Consider the following 24850-nt stretch of genomic DNA (forward strand, 5'->3'; position numbering starts at 1 on the left):
ATCCGGCGGCGCTTCGCGCCATCCGCGGCGGAGCGCTGGCAAGTGTCCCCCAACAATGGTTAGATTTGCGGGCTGGGATGGGATCACGGGCTCGCAATCTGGGGAGACCGCCATGGAGATCAAGAACGCATCGCCGTCGCTCTATAACGAAGACCTGGCGCCGGCCAGGGAACGCAACTGGGGCGCCTTCAGCATCTTCAACGTCTGGACCTCCGACGTTCACAGCCTCTGGGGCTATTATCTTGCCGCCAGCCTGTTCCTGCTCTGCGGCAGCTTCGTCAACTTCATCCTCGCGATCGGTATAGGCTCGCTGGTGATCTTCGTGCTGATGAGCCTGATCGGCAATGCCGGGGTGCGGACCGGCGTGCCCTATCCGGTGCTGGCGCGGGCCTCGTTCGGGGTCTGGGGCGCCAACATCCCGGCGCTGGTGCGTGCCATCGTTGCCTGCTTCTGGTACGGCGCGCAGACTGCGGCGGCCTCGGGCGCGATCGTCGCGCTGCTGACGCGCATCGACGGCTTCAAGGCGTTCCACCAGTCCAGCCACATGCTCGGCCATTCCACGCTCGAGGTGATCTGCTTCGTCGTGATCTGGGCGCTGCAGCTGCTGATCATCCAGCGCGGCATGGAAACGGTGCGGCGCTTCCAGGACTGGGCCGGGCCTGCGGTGTGGCTGATGATGCTGATCCTCGCGATCTATCTCTGCGTCGCGGCCGGCGGCATCTCGCTCACCGCGCCGATCCCGCAGGACGTGCTGTTGGAGAAGACCAAGGAGGCCGGTGTGCCCGGCGTGCCCGGCTCGTTCCCGGCGCTGTGCGCCGTCGCCGCGACCTGGATCACCTATTTCGCCGCGCTCTATCTCAACTTCTGCGACTTCTCGCGCTACGCGCCTGACGTGCAGGCGCTACGCAAGGGCAATATCTGGGGCTTGCCGGTCAACCTGATCCTGTTCTCGCTGGTCGCGGGCGTCACCACGATCGCGGCGTTCAACGTCTACCACGAGGTGCTGCTGCATCCCGACCAGATCTCGGCGAAGTTCGACAGCTGGTTCCTGGCGCTGCTCGCGGCCGTCACCTTTGCGGTGGCGACGCTCGGCATCAACGTGGTCGCCAATTTCGTCTCGCCGGCGTTCGATTTCTCCAACGTGTTTCCGCGGCAGATCGACTTCAAGAAGGGCGGCTACATCGCGGCGCTGATCGCGCTGGCGCTGTATCCGTTCGCGCCCTGGGAGGGCAGCGCCGCCTCGTTCGTCGGGCTGATCGGCGCGACCATGGGGCCGATCTTCGGGATCATGATGGTCGACTATTACCTGATCGCGAAGGGCCGCGTGAACGTGCCCGCGCTGTATCAGGAGGACGGCGAATATCGCTTCCAGAACGGCTGGAACGTCAGCGCGCTGGTCGCGGCCGCGGTCGGCGCCCTGTTCTCGTCGGTGCTGCCGAATTTCACCTCGATCCTGCCGGCCTGGTGGGCGGTCTATGGCTGGTTCTTCGGCGTCGGGATCGCCGGCGCGGTCTATTACGCGCTGCGCGTTGCGATGCCGAGCCCGGTCGCGAAAACGGCCTGAAAGATCGCCGAAGGCAGAATGAGTTTGGCTCGAATCGGGATCGCAGGCTGGGTTTACCTCTCCCCATTGGGGAGAGGTCGATTTGCGCAGCAAATCGGGTGAGGGGCTGCGGCTCCAACGAGAGAGCGTAACCCCTCACCCGGCGCTACGCGCGACCTCTCCCAAGGGAGAGGTGAACTTCCGCCGCCGCTCCAGATGAAACCTAATCATCATGTTTTGGGGGCCAACTGGGGACCGGCAAATTCCGGCCCTGGCGGACGGCCGATATCATTCGGCCGCTTCAGTGTCCTCGCATTAACCCTTCGCTCATCCTTTTCGCCAAAATGGCAGCCTCGCACTGTCGCCCTCGCTCGCGGCGGGGCGCCCGGCGTGGTGAAATTGCGTGTTCGGTTTTCCGAGACTGGTGTCATGCGTAACCTGATGATTTTCGCGGCCATCCTGATCGGGCTGGGCACCTTCATGGCCCAGATGGCCAGCAAGATGTCGCCCGCCGCTGCGACCACCGCCAAGCAGAGCATCGCCCCCGCCGTCACGGTGGCGCAGGCCAGCGCCCGCACGTTCAGCATTGCGCCCGACCCGCGCGGTCATTTCGCGACCGACGGGCGGATCGACGGCCAGCGCATCAACTTCATGGTCGACACCGGCGCCTCCGTGGTGGCCCTGAACGAGACCTCGGCCGCGCGCTTCGGCCTCCGCCCGGTGCCGGGCGATTACACCTCGCGCGTCACCACCGCCAACGGCACCATCAAGGCGGCACGCGCCCATATCGCCATGATCGAGATCGGCGGCCTCACCGTGCGCGACGTCGACGCGCTGGTGCTGCCGGACGAAGCGCTGTCGGAGAACCTGCTCGGCCTGTCCTTCCTGTCGAAGCTGAAGCGCTTCGAGTACGCCAACGGCAAATTGTTGCTGGAGCAATAAATCCAGCCCTTCCCGGGATATCAGCGGTGACCTCGTCGCCGCCATTTCCGCCGCAATTGTCGGCCACCAGCCCAGTCTCAGCTTTCGCCCGGCCTGCGCATTCGCTAAAGGCTGCGGCGACGTCTTACCGTATGCGACCATAAGGCCGACCCATGTTTCCCAAGCCGAAATCCGTGCTGGTCCCGAACACCTATGCCTTCGAATCCGAGCCGATGGTGAAGCCGACCGGGTTTCGCGAATACGACGCGCGCTGGCTGTTCAACAAGGAGATCAATTTGATGGGCGTGCAGGCGCTGGGCATGGGGCTCGGCGCGCTGATCGCGGAGCTCGGCGTTCGCCAGGAGATCGTCACCGGGCACGATTTCCGCGGCTATTCCGCGTCGATCAAGTACGCGCTGATCTCGGGCCTGATGGCGGCCGGCTGCAAGGTGCATGACATCGGGCTCGCGGTGACGCCGATGGCGTATTTCGCGCAGTTCGATCTCGACGTGCCCTGCGTTGCGATGGTCACCGCCTCGCACAATGACAATGGCTGGACCGGCGTGAAGATGGGCGCCAACCGTCCGCTCACCTTCGGCCCCGATGAGATGACGCGGCTGAAGGAGATCGTGCTCAACGCTGCCTTCAACAACAAGGCCGGCGGCTCCTACCAGTTTCACGAGAACTATCCGGCGCGTTACATCGCCGACCTCACCAGCCGGCCGAAGCTGACGCGCAAGCTGAAGGTCGTCGCTGCCTGCGGCAACGGCACCGCGGGCGCGTTCGCGCCGCAGGTGCTGGAAGCGATCGGCTGCGAGGTGATCCCGCTCGACACCGAGCTCGATCACACCTTCCCGAAATACAATCCGAATCCGGAAGACATGGAGATGCTGCACGCGATCCGCGATGCGGTGCTGGCGCACAAGGCCGATGTCGGCCTCGGCTTCGACGGCGACGGCGACCGCTGCGGCGTGGTCGACAACACCGGCGAGGAGATCTTCGCCGACAAGGTCGGCGTCATGCTGGCGCGCGACATGTCGGCGATCAACGCCAACGCGCAGTTCGTCGTCGACGTGAAGTCGACCGGGCTGTTCGTGACCGATCCCGTGTTGCAGAAGCAGGGCGCCAACACGGTCTATTGGAAGACCGGGCATTCCTACATGAAGCGCCGCACCAATGAATTGGGCGCGCTCGCCGGCTTCGAGAAGTCCGGCCACTTCTTCTTCAACAAGCCGTTCGGCCGCGGCTATGACGACGGCCTGGTGTCGGCGATCGCGATCTGCGAGATGCTCGACCGCGCCCCCGGCAGGTCGATGGCCGATTTGAAGGACGCGCTGCCGAAGACCTGGTCGTCGCCGACCATGTCGCCGCATTGCGCCGACGAGGCGAAGTACGGCGTGGTCGATGCGGTCGTGAAGCACTTCGAGACGCTGCAGCAGAACGGCGGCAAGGTCGCGGGCCAGAACATCCGCGACCTCGTCACCGTCAACGGCGTGCGCGTCACGGTCGAGGACGGCAGCTGGGGCCTGGTGCGGGCATCCTCGAACAAGCCGGAGCTCGTCGTCGTGGTGGAAAGCCCGGTCAGCGAGCAGCGCATGCGCGACATGTTCGAGGCGATGGATTCGGTGCTGCGCACGCATCCCGAGGTCGGCGAGTATAATCAGAAGATCTGAGGTGCATGCTCGCCCCGTGCATGCTGTCATCACCCGGCTTGACCGGGTGATCCAGTATTCCAGAGACAGCAGTGATTGAGCCGAGAAGCCGCGGCGTACTGGATCGCCCGGTCGAGCCGGGCGATGACAGCGGAGCGCTCGTTACGACGCCCTTCCTCACGCCGCCCGCAGCGAGGCCAGGAAACGGTCGAGCTCGGTCTTCAGCCATTCCGATTGCGAGGTCAGGCCGTTCGCCGCGTCGAGCAGTTGCGCGGTGGCGCCGCCGGCCTGTTCGGAGGCGCGGTTGACGTTGAGGATGCCCTTGTTGACGTCGCGGGTGCGATCGGCGGCCTGCTGCAGATTGCTGGAGATCTCGCGGGTCGCTGCGCCCTGCTGATCGACGGCGGCCGCGATCTCGCCGGAGATATGGTCGATTTCCGCGATGGTGGTGCCGATGGTCCCGATCGCGCTGACGGCGGCGCCGGTCGCGTTCTGGATATCCTGGATCTGAACCGAGATCTCCTCGGTCGCCTTGGCGGTCTGGTTGGCCAGTGCCTTGACCTCGCTCGCAACCACCGCAAATCCGCGGCCATGCTCGCCGGCGCGTGCCGCCTCGATGGTTGCGTTCAGGGCGAGCAGGTTGGTCTGGCTGGCGATGCTCTGGATCAAGGTCACCACCTCGCCGATCTTCTGCGTGCCGGCGGCGAGACCCTGCACCACGGTGTTGGCGCGGCGCGCCTCGTCGGCGGCCTTGGCGGCGATCCGCGCCGAGCGCGTCACCTGCTCGGCAATGCTGTTGATCGAGGCCGTCAGTTCCTCGGTCGCGGACGCCACGGTTTCGACGTTGCTCGAGGCCAGCGTCGATGCAGAGGCGGCGGCCGTGGCCTGGCGAATGGTTTCCGCGTTGCTGCCGTTCATCGTCGCCGACAGGCCCTGCATCGCGCTCGCCGCCACCGCGACGGCCTCGACGACTTCGCCGATCTTGCGCTCGAAGCCGGCAGCGAGCTCGCGCCGCGCGGCATCACGGTTCTGCTTGGCCCGTTCGGCCTCGATGCGTTCGGCATTGGCGCGCGCTTCGGCGGCAACGGCGGCCTCGGCCTCCGCCGCCTTCAGCGCCGATGTCTTGAACAGTTCGGCAAGCGTGTGCGCGAGCCAGATCAGCACGCCGGCCTCGATCAGGAGGATCACGGCGTGGAGAACGACGCGGCCGAAATCGGCGCCGCCCGGATAGATCGCGGCCGGAAGGATGAAGTTCAGCGTCAGGTGATGCAGGGCAACCGCCACGGTGCCGGCGACGATCGGCCGGTAGTCGCAATAGGCGACGAGGCACGCCAGCGCGGCGAAGAAGTACATGTGCATGTCGACCTGCCAGCGGTGGCCGGCGAACTGGTAGACCAGCATCGACACGCCGGCCATCAGGGCCACGGCAACGATCAGGCGGGTTGAAACGCCGTTCCCCGACATGCGCCATGAGGCCGTCGCCGCCAACGCCATCGCGACCATGAAGCCGGCCGGGATCAGCCAGTCGGTGTGCAGCGTCAGGCCGACGATGATCGCGATCGGAACGTGCAGCCAGAGCACCACGAGCAGGATCTTGCTGGCCGTCTCGCGCAGGGCGGCCATTTCATCGCCTTCGAAGGTCATTTTCCAACCCCCAGATCGTCGTTCGCCTTGAAGCAGCCAGCGATCGCCTGCGGATCCATGGTCAGCAGGGCGCCCGCCTCGTGCAGCCGGCGCAGCCCGCCATCGCGGTCAGGCCGCACCACCAGCAGGGCCGGAATCGCGGTCATCCGAACGATCGACGCATTGGCGGAAGCGGCGGCCAGCAGCGCGCGCTCGGCGCGCCACCATGGCGGAAACGCCACGGCCACCACTTCGGTGCCCGCACGCGCCTGCAACGACAGCATCGCGATCGCGATCCAGCTCGCGATCAGCAATGCAGCCGCGCCTAGCCATGCGGGCCGTCGGCTCGCTGGGATGATCTCCCCCGGCACCATGGCAGCACAATACCGCTGCCGGGGCTAACTTCCGGTAAATGCCGTGCAGGCGAACTACCTGGGGGCGTATCGACGATCGTATGAGGTTGTCCGGCGGCGGTTACGCCGCGGGCACCGGCAGCGCCGTCACCGACTTGATCTTCTCCATCGCAAAGCGCGAGGTGACGTTCTTCAGCGGCACGGCCGAGATCAGCTTCTTGTAGAAGACGTCGTAGGCCTGCATGTCCGCGACCACGACGCGCAGCATGTAGTCGACGTCGCCGGCCATCCGGTAGAATTCCATCACCTCCGGCATGGCGCTGACGGCGTCGGCGAACTTGCGCAGCCAGGCTTCCGAGTGGTCCGCGCTCTCGACCGAGACGAACACCGAGATCCCGAGCCCGATCTTGTTCTGATCGACCAGCGCCACGCGGCGCAGGATCACGCCGTCGGCCTCGAGCCGCTGGATGCGCTTCCAGCACGGCGTCGACGACAGCCCGACCCGGTCGCCGATCTCGGCGACGGAGAGCGAGGCATCCTCCTGCAACACGGTCAGGATCTTGCGATCGATCGCGTCGAGGCGGCGGTTGTTGTCATGAAGCTGAATGGCGACATCGGTCATAGAAGAAAGTTCCACATGAAGGTTCAAACTCCCTCATATAGAGAAAAATCTTCCAAATCAAGCGGGTCGTGACCGGTCAGGCCGGCCGGGCGTCGGCGTGTTCGCCCAAAAACGCTTCAACTTCAGTACGTTGCGGTGCGGCATAAGCGCCGCCGAAGCGGGTGCATTTCAGTGCTGCAGCCGCCGAGGCAAAGCGCAGCGCCTGCCGCAATTCCTGCTTCTCGGTGATCGCCAGCGCAAATGCGCCGTGGAAGACGTCGCCGGCCCCGAGCGTGTCGACGGTATGGACCGGGAAGGCCGGGCTCTCCTCGAGCTCGCCCTTCTCGTTGAGAAAGATCGTGCCCTTCGGGCCGCGGGTGCCGGCCAGGAAGGAGGGGGTGAGCTTGGCAAGCTTGTGCAGCGCCTGGCCGTCGTCGGTGACGTCGGCGGTCTCCTGCAGCGGCTCGCTGGAAAACACCAGATGGGAGGAGGCGGTGAGCAGCCCTTCCCGCATCGACATGGCGCGGTCGACGTCGACCACCACGGGAATGCCGCGCCGGACGGCCTCGGCGCACAGCTCGGTGCAGAACGGCGCGCAGCGGCTCTCGGTCAGGATCGCCGCGCAATCCTCCAGCAGCAGCTCGGTCGGCGGCAGTTTGACCTTCCAGAGCTCGGGATCGCGGAAGGTGACGATGGTCCGCTCGCCGGTGTCGTCGATCATGATCGCCGAGATCGGCGTGACGAGGTCCGGCATGTGGATCAGATGGTTGGTCTCGATGCCTTCCTCGGCCAGCTTGTCGAAGATGTAGCGGCTCGAGGTCTCCCGCGAATCGCCCATCGGCCCGCAGATCGAGGCGCGGCCGCCCAGCCGGACGATGCCGATCGCGGCGTTCAGCGCATTGCCGCCGCAGATCTCGTCGAAATGCGTCGCATTCTCCTTGGAGCCGCGCGCCGGAACGTTGACGCGGAAGGTCAGGTCGCGCACCGGCAGGCCGATGCAGAGGATACGGGGCGGGACTTTCGGGGCGCCGTCTTGAAAATTCATGCAGGGGTCCGTGGCAATGGTTCCGTCAACTGGCTCAACTTGTGTCCAGTCTAATCGGCAGAACGATGTCCGGTTCCCGTTATTGGTCCAACGGGTTTCGGTGGTGCACCCAGCGGCCGAGCAAATGATGGGCAATCGCGAACGGATGCGGGCCGGCGAGGCCGTCGGGGTGCTGGCGCTTGAGCATCAGCGCCGCCTCGGCATGGTCGAACCAGCGCGCATCTTCCAGCTCGGTGCGGTCGACCACGATGTCCTCATTGGTCGCCCGCGCCGTGCAGCCGATCATCAGCGATGACGGGTAGGGCCAGGGCTGCGTCATGTAATAATTGACGTCGGTGCAGCGGATGCCGCTTTCCTCAAAGATCTCGCGCCGCACCGCATCCTCGATGGTTTCGGCGGCCTCGACGAAACCGGCGAGGCAGGAATACATCCCGGGCATGAACTGCTTCTGCCGGCCGAGCAGCACCTTGTCGCCCGACGTGACCAGCATGATCACGACCGGATCGGTGCGCGGAAAATGTTCGGCCTTGCAGCTCGGGCATTCGCGCTTCCAGCCGCCCTCCCGCATCGCCGTGCGGGTGCCGCAGTTCGGACAGAAGCCGTGGCGCTGATGCCAGGTCACCATCGATTTCGCCATCGCGATGGCTGAGAGCTGCTCGGGCGGCACGATGCCCTGCATCGCCATGCCGCGCAATTCGGTGATCGCAACATCGGCGCGTCCGAGCAGCTTCTCGGCCGCCTGCGGCGCGATCCCCATGCCGAAGATCGGCGCCGCATCGCGCAACCCTAAGAAGATCGTGCCGGGGTTGGCGCCGTAGCTGCGGGCCTCCTCCAGCGAGAGCAGCGCGCGGGCGCCGCCTTCCTCCTGCTTCACCACCAGCGAGTCGCGATAGATCACATAGGCTCGCGCCTCGCGATGGCCCTCCAGCGCGAACAGTTTTTCGTCATTGCTGCGCAGATGCGCGGCGCGGTCCAGCACATGGGTGACGAAGGCCGGCTGGCCGAGCGGAAATGAATCGGATGCGGACATTGAATTTCAACCCAACCAGATCTTGCGGCGAAGCGCGCTGATGAAATTCTGCACTTCCTCGGCGTCATGCGCCAGCGGCGGCATCACGCCCCAAACGGGACGCGGCCACGCAGCGTCGCTGGTACGGCGCGCGATGATATGGACGTGAAGCTGCGGGACGAGGTTGCCAAGCGCTGCGACATTCAGCTTGTCGCATTTGGTGACCTCTTTCAGGGCCCGCGAGACGCGGGTGATCTCGGTCATCAGCTGCGCCTGCTCCACCTCGTCGAGGTCGATGATCTCGACCGCGCCGTCGCGCCGGGGCACCAGCAGCAGCCAGGGATAATGCGCATCCTTGATGACGAGCACCTTGCACAACGGCAGGTCGCCGATGTCGATGGTGTCTTTCTTGAGCTGCGAATGCAGCGACCAATTGGAGGCGGGCATGGACGGCAAATAATGCCTTTCCGTGTTCCCAGACAAGCCCCACAAAACACAAAGCCAGCCTTACAAAGCAGGTGCAGGCCGCTTGCTTTCCGGCGCTTTTGGCCCCAAATAGGGACCGGGAGATTGGCGGTGGACGAGCCACTCGCCAACCGGGTCAGGTCCGGAAGGAAGCAGCCCTAACGAGGTCCGGATCGGGTCGCTCGTCAGTCTCCTACCTGTTTTTCCGAGCGAATCGCGCTGGAATGGCGGTCTCCGCGCCCGGCGCTCGATTTCGGCTCCCATCCGCACGCCGGCTGCAAGAGACCCTTAACGTTGCGGATCGACGCATGAATGACGCTGGCGCCCCCTCCCAACCGTCCGACGGCGCAGGCCAGAGCGGTTTTGATCTCGGCGGCGCGCCGGATACCGCCAAGCCCTACCGCGTTCTCGCGCGCAAATACCGCCCCTCCAGCTTCGAGGACCTGATCGGCCAGGAGGCCATGGTCCGCACCGTCTCGAATGCGTTCGAGGCCGGGCGAATTCCGCAGGCCTGGATCCTCACCGGTGTCCGCGGGGTCGGCAAGACCACCACGGCGCGCATCCTCGCCCGTGCCTTGAACTACGCCAAGCCGGACGGTTCGGTGACCGGGCCGACCATCCACATGCCCGACCTCGGCGTGCACTGCCAGGCGATCATGGAAAGCCGGCACATGGACGTGCTGGAGATGGACGCCGCGTCCCACACCGGCGTCGACGATGTCCGTCAGATCAATGACAGCGTGCGCTATGCGCCGGCCAGCGCGCGCTACAAGGTCTACATCATCGACGAAGTCCACATGCTGTCGACGGCGGCGTTCAACGCCTTTCTGAAGACGCTCGAGGAGCCGCCGGAGCACGCCAAGTTCGTGTTCGCCACCACCGAAATCCGCAAGGTTCCGATCACGGTGCTGTCGCGCTGCCAGCGCTTCGACCTGCGCCGCGTCGAGGCCGACGTGCTGATGAAGCATCTCGGCAATATCGCAACCAAGGAAGGCGTCGAGGTCGAGCCCGAGGCGCTCGGCATCATTGCGCGCGCCGCCGAGGGCTCGGTGCGCGACTCGCTGTCGCTGTTCGATCAGGCGATCGCGCATGCCGCCGGCAATGTGAAGGCCGACGCGGTCAGGCAGATGCTCGGCCTCGCCGACCGCACCCGCGTGATCGACCTGTTCGATTCGCTGGCGCGCGGCGATCTCGCCGCCGCCTTCACCGAGTTCCGCGCGCAGTATGATGTCGGCGCCGATCCGGTGGTGGTGCTGTCCGACCTTGCCGAGTTCGTCAATTTCGTCACCCGCGTGAAGGCGATCCCGGCAACGGCCGACAATGTCGCGTTCGGCGAGACCGAGCGCGTGCGCGCGCGCGAGTTCGCCGCCAAGCTGTCGATGCGGGTGCTGTCGCGGATGTGGCAGATGCTGCTCAAGGGCATCGCCGAGGTGCAGACCGCGACGCGCCCGGCCGCTGCCGCCGAGATGGTGCTGGTGCGGATCGCTTATGTCGCCGACCTGCCGACGCCGGATGAGGCGATCCGGATGATCGAGCAGAATGGCGGCGGCGCGGCGCCCGCGACGTCAGGTTCCGCCGCATCGTCATCGCCACGTGGCGCGCCGGCTTCGGCGATATCACCAATGCCGTCGGCGCCGGTGCGCGCACCACAGGCTGGCCCTCGCGCCGATCTCGCCGCGCGTCCGCAGATGGCATCGCCGGTCGCCGACGCCACGCCCGCGCTTCGGATCACGAGCTTTCCGCAGCTGATCGCGCTCGCCGGCGAGAAGCGCGACATCATGACCAAGAGCGCACTGGAGGCCGACGTGCGGCTGGTGCGCATCGAAGACGGCCGGCTCGAGATCGCGCTCGAGCCGAAGGCGCAGCGCGCGCTCGTCACCGATCTGTCGCGCAAGCTCGAACTATGGACCGGGCGGCGCTGGACCGTGATCATCTCCAACGAGGCCGGCCAGCCCACGGTGCGTTCGCAGAACGAACTGGCGCGCAGCGAGCACCAGCGCGCCGCGGAGGCCGATCCGCGCGTACAGGAGGTGCTGGCGCGTTTCCCCGGCACCAAGGTGATCGAGGTCCGCCGCCTTGCCGCCGAGGTTCCGGTTGCGGATGCGACCGGCGAAGACCCGATTGAAACTTCCGACAGCGACGACGATTGATCCGATCATAGGAACGCACGCATGGCTGATTTTCTCGGCATGATGAAGCAGGCAGCGCAGCTGCAGTCCAAGATGCAGGAGATGCAGGAGCAACTCGGCAATGTCGAGGTCGAAGGCATTTCCGGCGGCGGCCTGGTCAGCGTGCGCATGACCGCGAAGATGGAAGTGAAGAGCATCAAGATCGATCCGTCGCTGATGAAGCCGGAGGAGCGTGAGGTGCTCGAGGATCTCCTCGTCACCGCGCATGGCGATGCCCGCCGCAAGGCCGAGACGGCGATGCAGGAGAAGATGATGGCGCTGACCGGCGGGCTCGGCCTGCCGCCTGGATTTGGTCCGACCTAGAGCGCAGCGAGATCGAGATGAATCATCATGCTTTGGCTCTCTGTTTGAGCATGACCTCTTCGGAAAACCGCTTCGCACTTTTCCGGGTCATGCTCTAATGGCTTCAAGCGTTGCCGGCCCCGAGATCGAACGCCTGATCCAGTTGCTGGCGCGGCTGCCGGGCTTAGGTCCCCGTTCGGCCCGGCGCGCGGCGCTGCATTTGATCAAGAAGCGCGAGGCGCTGATGACGCCGCTCTCCGCGGCGCTGCAGGTTGCGATCGACAAGATCCAGGTCTGCAAGACCTGCGGAAACATCGATACACAAAACCCCTGCACGGTGTGCACCGATCCGCGCCGCGATCCCTCGATCATCGTGGTGGTCGCCGACGTCGCCGATCTCTGGGCGCTGGAACGCGCCAATGCAACCAATGGCCGCTATCACGTGCTCGGCGCAACGCTGTCGCCGCTCGACGGCGTCGGTCCGCAGGATCTCACCATCGACCAGCTGGTGGCGCGCGCGCACGCGCCTGAGGTCAGCGAGATCATTCTGGCGCTGAATGCGACCGTCGATGGCCAGACCACCGCGCATTACATCACCGACCTGTTGGCGGAGGCCAATGTGCGGGTGACGCGCCTGGCGCATGGCGTGCCGGTTGGCGGAGAGCTTGATTACCTCGACGAAGGTACGCTATCGGCTGCGATGCGGCAGCGGACGCTGTTCTAGCAAGCGACCCAGGGCCGGACACGGCTGATTTTGCCAAGCGATCCGTCACAAGTCGAAAAGATCGCGCCTAAACAAAATGATAGGGTGGATGACGATTCGAGGACGGTCATCCAGACTCTGACGAATCAAATACGGAACCACCGCAAATGACGACACACCGATTCGGCGTACGCTTGGGCTTTGCGTTTCTGGCGGCGACCTTGGTCGCGCCCGGCGCGATGGCGCAGCAGACCGACGCGCCGCAGAAGCCCGGCAAGATGATCCACGCCGGCGACGTGCTGTCGGGGGAACTCGGCGTCATGAAGGTGCGCGACGCCAAGAACCGCGGCAAGCGCGTTGCGACCTACCAGATCACCAGCGAGCCGCGCCGCCTGCCGCCGCCGAACGGTCTGTGCAATCTCGAAACCGGGCCGGAAACCTTCCAGCTGATTCCGACCAACGACGCCCAGGCCGCGCAGCTCAAGAGCCTCTCCGGCAAGGCCATCTCGGTGAAGGTCGACGAGGTCGCCTGCGCCAAGGATGCCGGCGAGATGAGCGAAGCCGTCGTCACCAAGTGGAGCGTGGTGGCGAAGTAGATCGTTCCACAATCGCGGTGTCATCGCCCGGCTCGACCGGGCGATCCAGTACGCCGCGGCTTCTCTGCTGAATCACAAACGCCTCTGGAATACTGGATCACCCGGTCAAGCCGGGTGATGACAGGGGAGCGAGCGGCTGAGCTAAATCCGCACCGGCCCCAATTCGTCAAAATGCCCGCGCCGCTGCAGCCAGGCCAGCAGGATCAGGCTCGGGATCGCGACCAGCACGCAGATCACGAAGAAAACCTGCCAGCCGACCGCCTTGGCGACATAGCCCGCGCCCGACGACAGATAGGTGCGGCCGACCGCGGCAAGCGCCGTCAGCAGCGCGTACTGGGTCGCGGTGTGCAGCGGATTGCGGCATAGCGCCGACAGATAGGCGACGAAGATCACGGTGCCGATCGCGCTGGTGAAATTCTCCGTGGTGATCGCGAGCGCCAGCGCCCATTGATCGACGCCGACATGGGCGAGCCAGGAGAACGAGAGGTTGGCGACCGCCTGCAGCACGCCGCCGATCCACAGGCTCTGCGCGAGCGAATAGCGCCGCGCCACGAAGCCGCCGGCAAAGCCGCCGATCAGGGTTGCGGCGAGGCCGACACCCTTCACGATCGCCGCGTAATCGACCTTGGAAAAGCCGATGTCGATCACGAACGGCGCGGTCATAGTGCCGGAAAAGGCGTCGGTGAACTTGAACAGCACGACAAAGGCGAGCGCCGCAAGTGCGTCCTTGCGGCTGAGGAACTCGGAGAATGCGCCGAGTGCGGCGTGAAACACGCGTTCCGCGGCGTTCTGGGCATGCGTGGCCGCGTCCGCGCCTTTCGATTGCGCCGGTTCGGTCGCAGCAAGCGCGGTGATGATGCCGATCACGACCAGCGCGGCCATCACCACATAGCCCCACATCCACGCCGACGGGCGCGCTAGGCCGGCGGACTCGAAGCCGCTGACGATGAACAGCGCGCCGGCGGTCGAGACCAGCATGCCGACGCGATACGCCGCGACATAGGACGCCATGCCCGCGGCCTGCTCGCTTTCCGGCAGGCTTTCGACGCGGAAGGCATCGACCACGATGTCCTGCGTCGACGACGCCGTTGCGACCAATAGCGCAGCGAACGCCGCGAACCACGGCGAGCGTGCCGGATCGGCCATCGCCAGCACCAGGATCGCCGCGATCAAGAGCAGCTGCGAGAACAGGAGCCAGCCGCGGCGGCGGCCGAAAACTTGCGTAAATAGCGGCACGTGCAGCGCGTCGACCAGCGGCGCCCAGAGGAACTTCAGCGTGTAGGGCGTGCCGATCAGCGCCAGCAGCCCGATGGTGCCGAGATCGACCCCGGCCTCCTTCATCCACACCTGCAGCGTCGAGCCCGACAGCGCCAGCGGCAGCCCCGAGGAGAAGCCGAGCAGCAGCACGATCAGCACCCGCGGCTGCAGGTACACGGCAAGGCCCTCGCGCCAGGAGGTGGCGGCGGGGGCTGCGGGTGGCGTGGCGGACGCGTCTGACAAGGCTTCAGGTGCGGTCATAGGGAGTTGTTACCAGATTCGGCCGCAAAAAGACTGTCATCGCCCGGCTTCACGTAGGCGTACGCGCACCCAACTGCCACCTCTGGGATACTGGATCGCCCGATCAAGTCGGGCGATGGACACCTGATCATGCCGCGCAATCTGCGGTCATTGACATCAGTTGGTGCGGTCACGGAGAAGTTCCCAGATTTGGCCCCAAAAAGACTGTCATCGCCCGGCTCGACCGGGCGATCCAGTATCCCAGAGACCTATCCGCCACCACCGGCAATCTCCGGGTAAAGATCGATCCAGTCCGGATTGTCCCTCTCGATCAGGGCAATCTTCCACGCACGCGGCCACTTCTTGAGCCGCTTCTCACGCTTGATCGCGTTCTCCGGATCATCGAACTGCTCGAAGTAAACGAGTTTCACCACATCGTACTTCTCGGTGAAACTCTCGATGAGTTTCAGCTTGTGCTCGCCGACGCGACGAATGAGGTCATTTGTCACGCCGACGTAGAGCGTGCCGCCGATGTGGCTGGCGAGGATGTAGACGTAGAAGCTGCGCGTCCCCAATTGCGGCCTCTGGGATACTGGATCGCCCGATCAAGTCGGGCGATGACACCGATTGGGTGGCGCGAGCGCGCCAAACAACTTCTAAGCAACAATCACTCCCCCGCCTGCAGCTTGCGCGGGGCGGGGAACAGGTCGGTGGCGGCAGGCTTGACGAAGCGCGGCACCTCGATCGGGGTCTCGGACTTGCTGAAGTCGAGCTCCTCGATGCGGCCGGCGCGCTTCTCGATCTTGTCGGCGGAGATCAGGATCTGCCTGACGTCCTCGTTGACCTGGCCGAAATGGTTTTGCAGCTTGAGCACGCGCTCGCGCAGGCGGCCGAGGTCATCACCAAGGTGCATCACCTCGTTGCGGATCTGGTCGGCGGCGTCGCGGATCCGCGCGTCCTTCAGGATCTGCTGCATCACCTGGATCGCCAGCATCAAAAGCGAGGGCGACACCAGCACGACGCGGGCGCGATAGGCCTTCTGGATCACGTCGTCGAAGCCGTCATGGATTTCGGCATAGACCGATTCCGACGGCACGAACATCAACGCGGTGTCCTGGGTCTCGCCCGGGATCAAATATTTCTCCGCGATGTCGCTGACATGCTTCAGCACGTCGGCGCGCAATCGCTGGCTGGCGAATTTGCGTTCCTCGTCGCTGCGTGCATCGTGCAGCGCGGTCATGGCCTCCAGCGGAAATTTCGCGTCGATGCAGAGCGGGCGCTGGTCGGGCAGGAACACCACGCAGTCCGGCCGCTTGCCCGTGGTCAGCGTGTACTGGAACTCGAACGAGCCCTTCGGCATGCCGTCCTGGACGATCGCCTCCATCCGCGCCTGGCCGAACGCGCCGCGCGATTGCTTGTTGGCGAGCACGTCGCGCAAGGTCGTCACTTGGGTGGTGAGCTCGTTGAGGTTCTTGTGGGCGTGGTCGATGATGCCGAGCCGCTCATGCAGCACGCGCAGCGAATCCATCGTGTTGCGGGTCGATTGTTCCATCGACTGGCCGACCCGGTGGGTCACCGAGTCCAGCCGCTCGTTGACGGCGCGGGCCATCTCGGCCTGGCGGCCGGCCAGCGCCTGCGCCATGGCGTCGACCCGCCCGGAGGATTCGCTCTGGGCGCGCAGCATGTCGGCGAGCCGCTCCTCCAACTCGTCGGCGCGAATGGCCTGGGCCATCGCGAGTTCCGCGCCGCGCCGGCTGGCGCGCGCGATCACCACGGCGATGGCGAACAGCAGGATCAGCGCCAGCGCGCCAAGGCCGATCAGCGCGTCGGAGACGCGGACCGGAAGGTCGCCCATGGTGAGGAGAATCTCGTTCATGCCGTCCGTTGTAGCCGATTCGCTCTCGGACGCGAACGAAGAGGGAACGTTTATGGTAAATGCTTTCCGAATTTTCTTGGTTAACCGGGGGTGAAGAAACGTGGTTAAGGTTGTCTTACCAGGTTCCTGAGCGCATTGACCGCATCAGGCCCGCAGCTTAAATCGCCGCCATGGCTTTAAGAGAAATCATCATCCTGCCGGACAAGCAGTTGCGGCTGGTGTCGAAACCGATCGAGAAGGTGACGCCGGAGATCCGCAAGCTCGCCGACGACATGCTCGAGACCATGTATGACGCGCCCGGCATCGGGCTTGCGGCGATCCAGGTCGCGCAGCCGCTGCGGCTGATCACCATGGACCTCGCCAAGCGCGACGAGAACGGCGAGACCACGCCGCAGCCGCGGGTGTTCATCAATCCGGAGATCATCTCGCATTCGGAAGAGCTGTCGGTCTACGAAGAGGGTTGCCTGTCGATTCCCGAATATTACGAGGAGGTCGAGCGCCCGGCGCGGGTGCGCCTGCGCTTCATCGATCTCGACGGCAAGCTGCATGAGGAGGACGCCGAGGGGCTCTACGCCACCTGCATTCAGCACGAGATCGACCATCTCAACGGCGTGCTGTTCGTGGACTATCTGTCGAAGCTGAAGCGCGACCGCGTCTTCAAGAAATTCGAGAAGGCCGCCAAGCGCGCGGCGGAGTAACGCGCCCTCCGACGCCCGGAAGAATCTGATCGCATGCCTCTCCGCCTGATCTTCATGGGCACGCCCGATTTCGCCGTGCCGACATTGCTGGAACTGGTGGCGCACGGCCATGAGGTCGTGGCCGTCTACACCCGCGCGCCGAAGCCCGGTGGTCGCCGCGGCCTGCAATTGCAGCCGACGCCGGTCGAGCAGGAGGCGCGCCGCCTCGGTATTCCTGTGCTGACACCGAAAACGCTCAGGACGGACGAAGCGCTCGAGGCGTTTCGCGCGCATGACGCGGATGCCGCAGTCGTCGTCGCCTACGGCATGATCCTGCCGCAGGCCATCCTCGACGCGCCCAGGCTCGGCTGCTTCAACCTGCATGCTTCGCTGTTGCCGCGCTGGCGCGGCGCCGCACCGATCAACCGCGCCATCATGGCGGGCGATGCCGAGAGCGGCGTGATGGTGATGAAGATGGATGTCGGCCTCGACACCGGCGACGTCGCGATGGCCGAGCGGCTGCCGATCACGGACAGCATGACGGCATCCGATGTGCACGACGCGCTGGCGCCGCTCGGCGCCGATCTGATGGTGCGCGCGATGGGCGGGCTGCAGCGCGGCGGCTTGCAACTGACCAAGCAGAGCGAGGACGGCGTCACCTACGCCGCCAAGATCGAGAAGGCCGAGGCGCGGATCGACTGGACACAGCCGGCGCACGCGGTGCTGCGGCACATTCACGGGCTGTCGCCGTTCCCCGGCGCCTGGTGCGAACTCGCCGGCGAGGGTGAGCCGGTGCGGCTGAAGATCCTGCGCTGCGAGCTGGCAAAAGGCTCGGGCCAACCGGGCGACGTGCTCGACGATCATCTCGCGATCGCCTGCGGCAATGGCGCAGTCCGGATTATCGAGCTTCAGCGCGCCGGCAAAGGCCCGATGAAAGCAGCGGACTTCTTGCGCGGCACGCCGCTGAAGCCGCCTGCGCGGCTCACCTGATGCCCCGCTACAAGCTCACCATCGAATATGACGGCACGCCGTTCTCCGGCTGGCAGATCCAGGACACCGCGCCGACCGTGCAGGGCGCGCTGGAGACGGCGGTCAAGGCGATCTGCGGCGAGGATGTGCGCGTCCATGGCGCAGGGCGTACCGATGCAGGCGTGCATGCGCGGGGCCAGGTCGCACATTGCGACATCGCCAAGCATTTTCCGCCGGGCCGCTTTCGCGACGGGCTGAACGCGCATCTGCGGCCCGATCCGATTGCCGTGCTCGCGGCGGATATCGTGCCTGACGATTTCGAGGCACGGTTCTCGGCGACCAAGCGGCACTATCTCTATCGCATCACCAACACCCGCGCGAACCTCGCGCTCGATGTCGGCCGCGTCTGGCGCGTGCCGCGCGCGCTCGATGCTGACGCGATGCACGCCGCGGCGCAACGGCTGCTCGGCAAGCATGATTTCACCACCTTCCGCGACACCGAGTGCCAGGCCAAGTCGCCGGAGAAGACGCTCGACCAGCTCGACGTCACGCGCGACGGCGCTGCAATCAACATCGTGACCTCGGCGCGCTCGTTCCTGCACAGCCAGGTGCGTTCGATGGTCGGCTCGCTGGTCTGGGTTGGCGAAGGCCGCTGGAGTGCGGACGATCTTTTCGCCGCACTCACCGCCCGCAACCGCGCCGCCTGCGGCCCCGTGGCGCCACCCGACGGGCTCTATCTGATGCGGGTGGATTACTAGACGAGGTTGACTTCGTAGGATGGGTGGAGCGAAGCGATACCCATCATCTCGCCACGAATGCGATGGGTATCGCTGCGCTCCACCCATCCTACGCGATCTACTGCATCTGGTGCCGGTGGATCACCAGCGACCCCAATCCCTACTGTGCATGGGGTTGTTTTCGATATTTTTGTCTGGCCGAGCGGCTGGATTACGCAAAATACCGGTCCAGCACGCCCCGATAGATCCGCGTCAGCTTCTCGAGATCAGCCACCGGCGTGCGCTCGTCGATCTGGTGCATGGTCTGGCCGACCAGGCCGAATTCGATCACCGGGCAATAGCTCGAGATGAAGCGCGCGTCCGACGTGCCGCCCGAGGTCGAAAGCTCCGGCTTGCGGCCGGTGATCTCCTCGATCGCCGCGACCGCAAGGTCGGTGAACGGGCCGGGCTGGGTGACGAATACGTTCGAGTTCGACGGCTGCCAGTCGATGCGGGCGCGGATGCGGTTGCCGCAGGCCTTCGCCAGCCGCTCATCGACCAGCTGCCGCAGGCTCTCCTGGGTGTGGTTGTCGTTGTAGCGGATGTTGAACTTCGCGCGCGCCTGACCGGGGATCACATTGCTCGCGGGGTTGCCGACGTCGACGGTGGTGAATTCGAGGTTGCTGGCCTGGAACTGGGCGCTGCCGTGATCGAGCGGCTCGTCGCTCAGTGCCACGATCAGCCGCGAGATATCAGGTACCGGATTCGAGGCGCGGTGCGGATAGGCAACGTGGCCCTGCACGCCGTCGACGACCAGTGTGCCGGATTGCGAGCCGCGCCGGCCGATCTTGATCATGTCGCCGAGCACCTCGACATTCGACGGCTCGCCGAGCACGCAATGGTCGAACTTTTCGCCGCGCTCGGCGCACCATTGCAGCAGCTTGACGGTGCCGTTGATCGAGACGTCTTCCTCGTCGCCGGTGATCAGGAACGAGATCGAGCCGTTAGGCTTGCCGCCATGGTCGTTCAGATATTGCAGCACCGCGGCGACGCTGCAGGCGATGCCGCCCTTCATGTCGACGGCGCCGCGGCCGTAGAGATAGCCGTCCTTCACCTCGCCGGAGAACGCACCGAGCGTCCACGCCGCTTCATCGCCGGGCGGCACCACGTCGGTGTGGCCGGCAAAGGTGATGTGCGGCGAAGCACTGCCGATGCGGGCATAGAGATTGTCGATGTCGGCGGTGCCGGGCTCGGAGAACGTCACGCGGTGGACGTCGAAGCCTGCGGCTTTCAGCAGGCCTTCGAGCACGCCAAGCGCGCCGGCGTCGGCCGGGGTGACGGAGGGGCAGCGAACCAGATCGCGGGTAATCGAGACGGCATCACTCATACGCCTCGCTTAACACGTCACAGCGCCGGTGGACCAGCTTTGTGCGGCACGATATCGAGCTCGCTTTGCTGATCCCAGCCCTGCGTGGATCGCGACCCAGTGCCGCGGCCGCCTCCGCGGCTCACATGGGTTTTTCCCAGCGGATTGGGACCGTAGCGATTGGGGTAAGAGGTGCCGCGCAGAAACGCCAGCTCGATGAAGCCCCAGATGTAGAGCACGAACACGATCATGCCCGCAGCCGCCATCAAATAGGATTGGTCTGGAAGCCGGTCCGAGAACTGACTCATGAGGCCGGGGAGGACGAAGTACGGCACCATCCACCAGCCACTCTTGTCGCGGTCGTGCAGGCGCTTGATCGAGACCGCGATATAGACCCAGACGAACAAGAACGTTCCGCAGGCCTTGACCAGCAAGGTCGGCAATCCGGCCCATGTCAGCGATTTGTAGCTGTCCGGGTCGAAGGCCCGGAAGATGTCGTCGACGTTGAAGCCAAACGAGCCGGTCTTGCCGCCGAGGCCGGCCAGGACCACGAGCGCCGCCAGGAACAACATCCAGCAGACGATGATCAGCACTCCGAGCCAGAACTTGGCCCGGTTGATGCGGCCCTTGAAGCCGAACAGGTAATTGGCCCAGTCCATGAAAATAAACTCCGGGCAGCGGCAATGTTTCGCTGCCCGGAGTTTTGTCGGCGTCAGACGGAAATTGGTTCGATCAGGCTAGATCCGTCATCCTGAGGTGCGAGCGGAGCGAGCCTCGAAGGGTGCACGGCCACCAGCCGGGCCGTCGACCCTTCGAGGGCCGCTGAAGAAGCGGCCACCTCAGGGTGACAGTGATCGACTGTTGTTGCGGAAGACTGCTCAGTCCCGCAGCAGCTCGTTGATGCTGGTCTTGGCGCGGGTGCGCTCGTCGACGCGCTTGACGATCACGGCGCAGGCGGTGGCAGGGCCGGGCTGGCCGTTCTTCAGCGGCTTGGCCGGCAGCGTGCCCGGCACCACGACGGCATATTCCGGGACCTCGCCGACGAAGATCTCGCCGGTCTCGCGGTCGACGATCTTGGTCGAGGCGCCGAGGAACACGCCCATCGACAGCACCGCGCCCTTGCGCACAATCACGCCCTCGGCAACTTCGCTGCGCGCGCCGATGAAGCAGTCGTCCTCGACGATCACGGGTTCGGCCTGCAGCGGCTCGAGCACACCGCCGATGCCGACGCCGCCCGAGATGTGCACGCGCTTGCCGATCTGGGCGCAGGAGCCGACCGTCGACCAGGTGTCGATCATGGTCGCTTCATCGACATAGGCGCCGAGATTGACGAAGGAGGGCATCAGCACGACGTTCCTGGCGATGAAGGCCGAGCGGCGCACGATCGCGCCGGGCACGGCGCGGAAGCCGGCGTCGCGGAAGCGGTTCTCGCCCCAGCCCTCGAACTTCGACGGCACCTTGTCCCACCACGATGCCTTGCCCGGGCCGCCTGCAATCTGGCCCATGTCGTTGAGGCGGAACGAGAGCAGCACGGCCTTCTTCAGCCATTGATTGACCTTCCACTTGCCGCTGGCCTCGCGTTCGGCGACGCGGGCCTCGCCCTTGTCGAGCAGCTCCAGTGCGTGATCGACGGCCTCGCGGACCTCGCCCTTGGTCGCGGTCGAGATGCCTTCGCGGGCGTCGAACGCGGTGTTGACGGTGGTTTCGAGGGCGGACAGCGACATCGGGACAATCCTTGGACGTATCGGGGATATCAGGGGAATTTTGCCGGGCTTTTTCGGGATTTGAGACCGCGGAGTCAAGGCAAACTCCTTCGCCGGGACGACGTGAGGAAAGATCAGGGCCTTCCGTTCAACCGCTGCAGGAAGCCGGTGAGATCGTCGGTGACATGGTCGACATAGGCGGCGTCGCGGCCTTCGAGCTCCCAGGTCTCGCGCACCACCTCCTGGCTGCCGTCGGGCACCACCAGCACCGTGGTCATGCCGAGCTCATGCGGCACCACCAGGTTACGCGCGAGGTCTTCGAACATCGCGGCTTTCGCCGGATCGACGTCGTGCAGCGTGAGGAACTTCTGGTAGGTCTGCGGCGCCGGCTTCGGCTCAAGATCGGCGGCGATGATGTCGAACACGCCGTCGAAATGATGGCCGATGCCGAGCCGACCCAGCACAGCATCGACATGGTCGACCGAGCCGTTGGTCAGGATCAGCTTGCGCCCCGGCAGTTTTGCGATCGCAGCGCCCATCACCGGATTCGGCTGCAGCGGCGAGTGGTCGATCTTGTGCACATAGGCGAGATAGTCGTCGGCCTGCACGCCGTGCTCGGTCATCATGCCGCGCATCGTCGTGCCGTAGCGCAGATAATAGTCCTTCTGCAGCCGCCGCGCCTCCTCGGGCGAGATCTTCAGCCAGTTGCCGACGAACTCGCCGATCCGCGCATCGACCTGCTGCCACAGGTTGACATGATGCGGGTACAGCGTGTTGTCGAGGTCGAACACCCAGGTTTCGACATGGCTGAAGCTGCGGGGAGTTTTCATCGTGGCCCTCTACCTGATAGCGCGAACGTCGCCCAGCCCTCCGCCGTCGTCCTGGCGAAAGCCAGGACCCATACCGCGGAATCCATCAATAAGGCACGATGCTCGTCGTTCTTCGCCAAATGCAGTCTTGTGGTTATGGGTCCTGACTTTCGCCAGGACGACAGTGATGTATGTGGCGCCGCTGTCTTCATCACGGCATCGCAAAGCGCAGCGTCTTGCCGCCGCTGGTCATGTCGACGGTGGTGAAACCGAGCGCGGTGAGGCCGCGCGTGGTGCAGTCGCCCTGCTCGTTGACCTCGAACTTGCTGTCGCGGGTGCAGAGCTGCACCGCGCCGCCCCAGTTCAGCGGCTTGTCCTTGATGCGGATCGCCCGGTTGTCGTTGTCGACTGCTTCGGCGAAGGAATAGATCTGTTTCGGCGTGCCCGTGACGTCGGGATGCAGGCACTTGCCGGGATCGATCCGATACCAGCCGCGGCTGGTCACGGCCTTGCCGTCGTCGGTCGCGACCGCGGCCATCACCTTGTACTGCGTGTCGTTGCACCAGGTCAGTCCCGTCGGCGACGGCTTTTGCACGGCGTCGACCATGGTGGTGAAGAAGTTCGGCGACTGCACGATGTCGCTGGCGAGCCCGCGGCTCTTGAGGAAAGCCGACAGTGCGCTCTGGGTCTTCGGCCCGTCGACGCCGTCGATCGGTGCCGCATCGTAGCCCGCGATCACCAAGAGGCGCTGGATGCCGGCGAGCCGCGCCTGCTCGTCGTCATACTCGCTGTCCTCGGCGAGATAGGCGACAAGATTGCCGTCATCGGTCTGCGTCGGCGTGATCTGCGTGAACTGCGCCGGCGTCTGGCCGGAGCGGCATTGCCGCGCGGCGGCGATCACGAAATTGTCCTGCGCGACACAGAGCGTGTCGGTGCCGTTCTGCGGGATCGGCGAGGCGCCGTAGACGCGAGCGCGCGGGCATTGAGCAGCACGCGGTCGGCGGCCAGCGCGCCCTGCACCACGACCCGGCAGGTCGCGGGATCGATGCGGAACCAGCCGCGCGTTGCGGTTGCGGCCTTGTCGTCGATGCCGATCGCGGCCTCGATCACATAGCTCATGCGGTTGCAGAGCTTGAGGTCGGCATGCGCCGGCGCCGCCGAGAACAGGAACGACACCAGCGCGGCCGGCAGCGCCATTGCGAGCCGCGTCGTCGGCGACCGGCGAGGAATCCTCGCCGTGCGTCCCGCGATGGCGGCCTTCATTCGCGCTGCCGCGTCTGCCATTACTTATGGATCAGCGTGCCGGTGCCCTGGTTGGTGAAGAGCTCGAGCAGCACCGCGTGTTGGGTCTTGCCGTCGATGATCACGACGCCCTGCACGCCCTGTTCGAGCGCGTAGATGCAGGTCTCGACCTTCGGGATCATGCCGCCGGAGATCGTGCCGTCGGCAATCAGCTTGCGGGCTTCCTTGATCGACAGGTCCGGAATCAGCTTCTTGGACTTGTCGAGCACGCCGGGCACGTCGGTCAGCAGCAGCAGCCGCTTGGCCTTCAGCGCGCCCGCGATCGCGCCGGCAAAGGTATCGGCGTTGATGTTGAGGGTCTGGCCGTCCTGCGAGGTCGCCAGCGGCGCCAGCACCGGGATCAGCTCATAGCCGATCAGCTGGTTGAGCAGCGTCAGGTCGACCTTTTCGGGATCGCCGACGAAGCCGAGATCGACGGCCTTCTCGATGTTGGAATCGGGATCGACCATGGTGCGGGTCGTCTTCGACGCCTTCACCATGTTGCCGTCCTTGCCGGAGAGGCCAACGGCCTTGCCGCCGGCTTCATTGATGTAGCCAACGATCTGCTTGTTGACCGAGCCGGCCAGCACCATCTCGACGATCTCGATGGTCGCGGCGTCGGTGATGCGCAGGCCGGCGGCGAATTCCGACTGGATGCCGAGGCGCTTCAGCATGGTCGCGATCTGCGGCCCGCCGCCATGCACGACCACCGGATTGATCGCGGTCTGCTCGAGCAGCACGATGTCGCGCGCGAACGCCTTGGCGGTGTCCTCGGCGCCCATGGCATGGCCGCCGTATTTAATGACGATGGTTTCCTCGTCATACTCCTGCATGTGCGGGAGCGCCTCGGACAGGATGCGGGCCTGATCGAGCGGGCTGATGTGCTGGTCGGTCATGGGGCTGGTCTCATCGTCAGCGGAGGGACGGGCGCGGTTCTATCTGATTGCCGGGCAGGGCGCAAAGCGTCTTGACCC

General features: G+C 65.2%; 24 protein-coding genes, 1 other RNA gene and 1 pseudogene. 11 read left to right on the top strand and 15 right to left on the bottom strand.

All coding sequences use genetic code 11. The annotated features are described in order from the left end of the window. Positions 1 to 112: 112 nt before the first annotated feature. The 3 genes from AKN84_RS06510 (at position 113) to AKN84_RS06520 (ending at position 4137) form a co-directional block, all read left to right on the top strand. Positions 113 to 1564 carry an NCS1 family nucleobase:cation symporter-1 gene (locus AKN84_RS06510; RefSeq protein ID WP_050419923.1) on the top strand — a complete coding sequence of 484 codons (1452 nt, stop codon included), beginning with the start codon at positions 113 to 115 and terminating at the stop codon, positions 1562 to 1564. Positions 1565 to 1972: 408 nt separating this feature from the next. After that, positions 1973 to 2485 carry a TIGR02281 family clan AA aspartic protease gene (locus tag AKN84_RS06515; protein ID WP_128970496.1) on the top strand — a complete coding sequence of 171 codons (513 nt, stop codon included), beginning with the start codon at positions 1973 to 1975 and terminating at the stop codon, positions 2483 to 2485. A 152-nt stretch (positions 2486 to 2637) separates the two neighbouring features. Further along, positions 2638 to 4137 (top strand): phosphomannomutase/phosphoglucomutase, encoded by a 1500-nt coding sequence (locus AKN84_RS06520; RefSeq protein ID WP_050419924.1) that lies wholly within the window; start codon positions 2638 to 2640, stop codon positions 4135 to 4137. A gap of 156 nt (positions 4138 to 4293) precedes the next feature. On the opposite strand, the gene AKN84_RS06525 is transcribed toward AKN84_RS06520, so the two are convergent. From AKN84_RS06525 to AKN84_RS06550, 6 genes are all read right to left on the bottom strand, one after another. Beyond that, the gene (locus tag AKN84_RS06525) at positions 4294 to 5760 is read right to left on the bottom strand and encodes a methyl-accepting chemotaxis protein (protein ID WP_050419925.1); all 1467 of its coding nucleotides are present in this window, start codon (positions 5758 to 5760) and stop codon (positions 4294 to 4296) included. Then, a complete protein-coding gene (locus AKN84_RS06530) occupies positions 5757 to 6053 on the bottom strand; it encodes a hypothetical protein (protein ID WP_244484952.1) in 297 nt (98 codons plus the stop codon). The genes AKN84_RS06525 and AKN84_RS06530 overlap by 4 nt, the downstream gene beginning before the upstream one ends. A 160-nt stretch (positions 6054 to 6213) precedes the next feature. Beyond that, positions 6214 to 6714 (bottom strand): Lrp/AsnC family transcriptional regulator, encoded by a 501-nt coding sequence (locus tag AKN84_RS06535; protein WP_024578797.1) that lies wholly within the window; start codon positions 6712 to 6714, stop codon positions 6214 to 6216. A gap of 76 nt (positions 6715 to 6790) precedes the next feature. Further along, a complete protein-coding gene (locus AKN84_RS06540) occupies positions 6791 to 7738 on the bottom strand; it encodes a sugar kinase (protein ID WP_050419927.1) in 948 nt (315 codons plus the stop codon). A 79-nt stretch (positions 7739 to 7817) separates the two neighbouring features. Next, the gene (gene nudC / locus AKN84_RS06545; RefSeq protein WP_050419928.1) at positions 7818 to 8768 is read right to left on the bottom strand and encodes an NAD(+) diphosphatase; all 951 of its coding nucleotides are present in this window, start codon (positions 8766 to 8768) and stop codon (positions 7818 to 7820) included. Between the two features lie 6 nt (positions 8769 to 8774). Next, positions 8775 to 9194 carry an HIT domain-containing protein gene (locus tag AKN84_RS06550; RefSeq protein WP_050419929.1) on the bottom strand — a complete coding sequence of 140 codons (420 nt, stop codon included), beginning with the start codon at positions 9192 to 9194 and terminating at the stop codon, positions 8775 to 8777. Between the two features lie 118 nt (positions 9195 to 9312). On the opposite strand from AKN84_RS06550, the gene ffs reads away from it, so the two are divergent. The 5 genes from ffs to AKN84_RS06570 all read left to right on the top strand — a co-directional run bounded on the left by ffs (position 9313) and on the right by AKN84_RS06570 (position 12982). Further along, positions 9313 to 9409, top strand: an RNA gene (gene ffs, locus AKN84_RS44675) — signal recognition particle sRNA small type. A gap of 111 nt (positions 9410 to 9520) precedes the next feature. After that, a complete protein-coding gene (locus AKN84_RS06555; protein WP_050419930.1) occupies positions 9521 to 11362 on the top strand; it encodes a DNA polymerase III subunit gamma/tau in 1842 nt (613 codons plus the stop codon). 21 nt (positions 11363 to 11383) lie between these two features. Continuing rightward, positions 11384 to 11704, top strand: a complete 321-nt coding sequence (locus tag AKN84_RS06560; protein ID WP_050419931.1) for a YbaB/EbfC family nucleoid-associated protein — start codon at positions 11384 to 11386, stop codon at positions 11702 to 11704. 97 nt (positions 11705 to 11801) lie between these two features. Beyond that, positions 11802 to 12407: a recombination mediator RecR gene (gene recR, locus AKN84_RS06565; RefSeq protein WP_050419932.1), complete on the top strand. Its 606-nt coding sequence runs from the start codon at positions 11802 to 11804 to the stop codon at positions 12405 to 12407. A gap of 146 nt (positions 12408 to 12553) precedes the next feature. Continuing rightward, complete coding sequence (locus AKN84_RS06570) at positions 12554 to 12982, top strand: hypothetical protein (RefSeq protein ID WP_167351837.1); 429 nt, start codon at positions 12554 to 12556, stop codon at positions 12980 to 12982. Positions 12983 to 13123: 141 nt separating this feature from the next. Here the strand turns inward: AKN84_RS06570 and AKN84_RS06575 are convergent, their stop codons facing one another. The 3 genes from AKN84_RS06575 to AKN84_RS06585 all read right to left on the bottom strand — a co-directional run bounded on the left by AKN84_RS06575 (position 13124) and on the right by AKN84_RS06585 (position 16355). Next, entirely contained in the window at positions 13124 to 14500 is a 1377-nt protein-coding gene (locus AKN84_RS06575; RefSeq protein ID WP_050419934.1) for an AmpG family muropeptide MFS transporter, read from the bottom strand. Between the two features lie 248 nt (positions 14501 to 14748). Then, the gene (locus tag AKN84_RS06580; RefSeq protein ID WP_050419935.1) at positions 14749 to 15054 is read right to left on the bottom strand and encodes a GIY-YIG nuclease family protein; all 306 of its coding nucleotides are present in this window, start codon (positions 15052 to 15054) and stop codon (positions 14749 to 14751) included. Positions 15055 to 15146: 92 nt separating this feature from the next. Next, positions 15147 to 16355, bottom strand: a complete 1209-nt coding sequence (locus tag AKN84_RS06585) for a DNA recombination protein RmuC (protein WP_050419936.1) — start codon at positions 16353 to 16355, stop codon at positions 15147 to 15149. 170 nt (positions 16356 to 16525) lie between these two features. Here AKN84_RS06585 and def point away from each other — a divergent pair, with 170 nt between their 5' ends. The 3 genes from def to truA are packed head-to-tail and all read left to right on the top strand — an operon-like array spanning position 16526 to position 18759. Next, complete coding sequence (gene def, locus AKN84_RS06590; RefSeq protein ID WP_024578808.1) at positions 16526 to 17053, top strand: peptide deformylase; 528 nt, start codon at positions 16526 to 16528, stop codon at positions 17051 to 17053. Between the two features lie 33 nt (positions 17054 to 17086). Next, positions 17087 to 18022: a methionyl-tRNA formyltransferase gene (fmt, locus tag AKN84_RS06595; RefSeq protein ID WP_050419937.1), complete on the top strand. Its 936-nt coding sequence runs from the start codon at positions 17087 to 17089 to the stop codon at positions 18020 to 18022. After that, the gene (gene truA, locus AKN84_RS06600) at positions 18022 to 18759 is read left to right on the top strand and encodes a tRNA pseudouridine(38-40) synthase TruA (protein ID WP_050419938.1); all 738 of its coding nucleotides are present in this window, start codon (positions 18022 to 18024) and stop codon (positions 18757 to 18759) included. The genes fmt and truA overlap by 1 nt, the downstream gene beginning before the upstream one ends. Positions 18760 to 18949: 190 nt before the next feature. Here the strand turns inward: truA and dapE are convergent, their stop codons facing one another. From dapE to argB, 6 genes and pseudogenes are all read right to left on the bottom strand, one after another. After that, the gene (dapE, locus tag AKN84_RS06605; RefSeq protein ID WP_050419939.1) at positions 18950 to 20104 is read right to left on the bottom strand and encodes a succinyl-diaminopimelate desuccinylase; all 1155 of its coding nucleotides are present in this window, start codon (positions 20102 to 20104) and stop codon (positions 18950 to 18952) included. Between the two features lie 17 nt (positions 20105 to 20121). Next, the gene (locus tag AKN84_RS06610; RefSeq protein ID WP_050419940.1) at positions 20122 to 20742 is read right to left on the bottom strand and encodes a DUF805 domain-containing protein; all 621 of its coding nucleotides are present in this window, start codon (positions 20740 to 20742) and stop codon (positions 20122 to 20124) included. Between the two features lie 219 nt (positions 20743 to 20961). Next, complete coding sequence (gene dapD / locus AKN84_RS06615) at positions 20962 to 21807, bottom strand: 2,3,4,5-tetrahydropyridine-2,6-dicarboxylate N-succinyltransferase (protein WP_050419941.1); 846 nt, start codon at positions 21805 to 21807, stop codon at positions 20962 to 20964. A gap of 113 nt (positions 21808 to 21920) precedes the next feature. Next, positions 21921 to 22616: a pyrimidine 5'-nucleotidase gene (locus tag AKN84_RS06620; RefSeq protein ID WP_050419942.1), complete on the bottom strand. Its 696-nt coding sequence runs from the start codon at positions 22614 to 22616 to the stop codon at positions 21921 to 21923. A gap of 190 nt (positions 22617 to 22806) precedes the next feature. Next, a pseudogene (locus tag AKN84_RS06625) lies at positions 22807 to 23858 on the bottom strand (DUF1036 domain-containing protein). 20 nt (positions 23859 to 23878) lie between these two features. Further along, positions 23879 to 24772 (bottom strand): acetylglutamate kinase, encoded by an 894-nt coding sequence (gene argB, locus AKN84_RS06630; RefSeq protein ID WP_029083632.1) that lies wholly within the window; start codon positions 24770 to 24772, stop codon positions 23879 to 23881. Positions 24773 to 24850 lie beyond the last annotated feature (78 nt).

Origin of the sequence: Bradyrhizobium tropiciagri (genome assembly GCF_001189845.1) — a bacterium.
GTDB lineage: Bacteria > Pseudomonadota > Alphaproteobacteria > Rhizobiales > Xanthobacteraceae > Bradyrhizobium > Bradyrhizobium tropiciagri.

What these genes read in the sequence shown, in the direction of transcription:
- AKN84_RS06510 (WP_050419923.1), top strand. Translation starts at nt 113, where the DNA reads ATGGAGATCAAGAACGCATCGCCGTCGCTCTATAACGAAGACCTGGCG.
- AKN84_RS06515 (WP_128970496.1), top strand. Translation starts at nt 1,973, where the DNA reads ATGCGTAACCTGATGATTTTCGCGGCCATCCTGATCGGGCTGGGCACC.
- AKN84_RS06520 (WP_050419924.1), top strand. Translation starts at nt 2,638, where the DNA reads ATGTTTCCCAAGCCGAAATCCGTGCTGGTCCCGAACACCTATGCCTTC.
- AKN84_RS06525 (WP_050419925.1), bottom strand. Translation starts at nt 5,760, where the DNA reads ATGACCTTCGAAGGCGATGAAATGGCCGCCCTGCGCGAGACGGCCAGC.
- AKN84_RS06535 (WP_024578797.1), bottom strand. Translation starts at nt 6,714, where the DNA reads ATGACCGATGTCGCCATTCAGCTTCATGACAACAACCGCCGCCTCGAC.
- AKN84_RS06540 (WP_050419927.1), bottom strand. Translation starts at nt 7,738, where the DNA reads ATGAATTTTCAAGACGGCGCCCCGAAAGTCCCGCCCCGTATCCTCTGC.
- nudC (WP_050419928.1), bottom strand. Translation starts at nt 8,768, where the DNA reads ATGTCCGCATCCGATTCATTTCCGCTCGGCCAGCCGGCCTTCGTCACC.
- AKN84_RS06550 (WP_050419929.1), bottom strand. Translation starts at nt 9,194, where the DNA reads ATGCCCGCCTCCAATTGGTCGCTGCATTCGCAGCTCAAGAAAGACACC.
- AKN84_RS06555 (WP_050419930.1), top strand. Translation starts at nt 9,521, where the DNA reads ATGAATGACGCTGGCGCCCCCTCCCAACCGTCCGACGGCGCAGGCCAG.
- AKN84_RS06560 (WP_050419931.1), top strand. Translation starts at nt 11,384, where the DNA reads ATGGCTGATTTTCTCGGCATGATGAAGCAGGCAGCGCAGCTGCAGTCC.
- recR (WP_050419932.1), top strand. Translation starts at nt 11,802, where the DNA reads ATGGCTTCAAGCGTTGCCGGCCCCGAGATCGAACGCCTGATCCAGTTG.
- AKN84_RS06570 (WP_167351837.1), top strand. Translation starts at nt 12,554, where the DNA reads ATGACGACACACCGATTCGGCGTACGCTTGGGCTTTGCGTTTCTGGCG.
- AKN84_RS06575 (WP_050419934.1), bottom strand. Translation starts at nt 14,500, where the DNA reads ATGACCGCACCTGAAGCCTTGTCAGACGCGTCCGCCACGCCACCCGCA.
- AKN84_RS06585 (WP_050419936.1), bottom strand. Translation starts at nt 16,355, where the DNA reads ATGAACGAGATTCTCCTCACCATGGGCGACCTTCCGGTCCGCGTCTCC.
- def (WP_024578808.1), top strand. Translation starts at nt 16,526, where the DNA reads ATGGCTTTAAGAGAAATCATCATCCTGCCGGACAAGCAGTTGCGGCTG.
- fmt (WP_050419937.1), top strand. Translation starts at nt 17,087, where the DNA reads ATGCCTCTCCGCCTGATCTTCATGGGCACGCCCGATTTCGCCGTGCCG.
- truA (WP_050419938.1), top strand. Translation starts at nt 18,022, where the DNA reads ATGCCCCGCTACAAGCTCACCATCGAATATGACGGCACGCCGTTCTCC.
- dapE (WP_050419939.1), bottom strand. Translation starts at nt 20,104, where the DNA reads ATGAGTGATGCCGTCTCGATTACCCGCGATCTGGTTCGCTGCCCCTCC.
- AKN84_RS06610 (WP_050419940.1), bottom strand. Translation starts at nt 20,742, where the DNA reads ATGGACTGGGCCAATTACCTGTTCGGCTTCAAGGGCCGCATCAACCGG.
- dapD (WP_050419941.1), bottom strand. Translation starts at nt 21,807, where the DNA reads ATGTCGCTGTCCGCCCTCGAAACCACCGTCAACACCGCGTTCGACGCC.
- AKN84_RS06620 (WP_050419942.1), bottom strand. Translation starts at nt 22,616, where the DNA reads ATGAAAACTCCCCGCAGCTTCAGCCATGTCGAAACCTGGGTGTTCGAC.
- argB (WP_029083632.1), bottom strand. Translation starts at nt 24,772, where the DNA reads ATGACCGACCAGCACATCAGCCCGCTCGATCAGGCCCGCATCCTGTCC.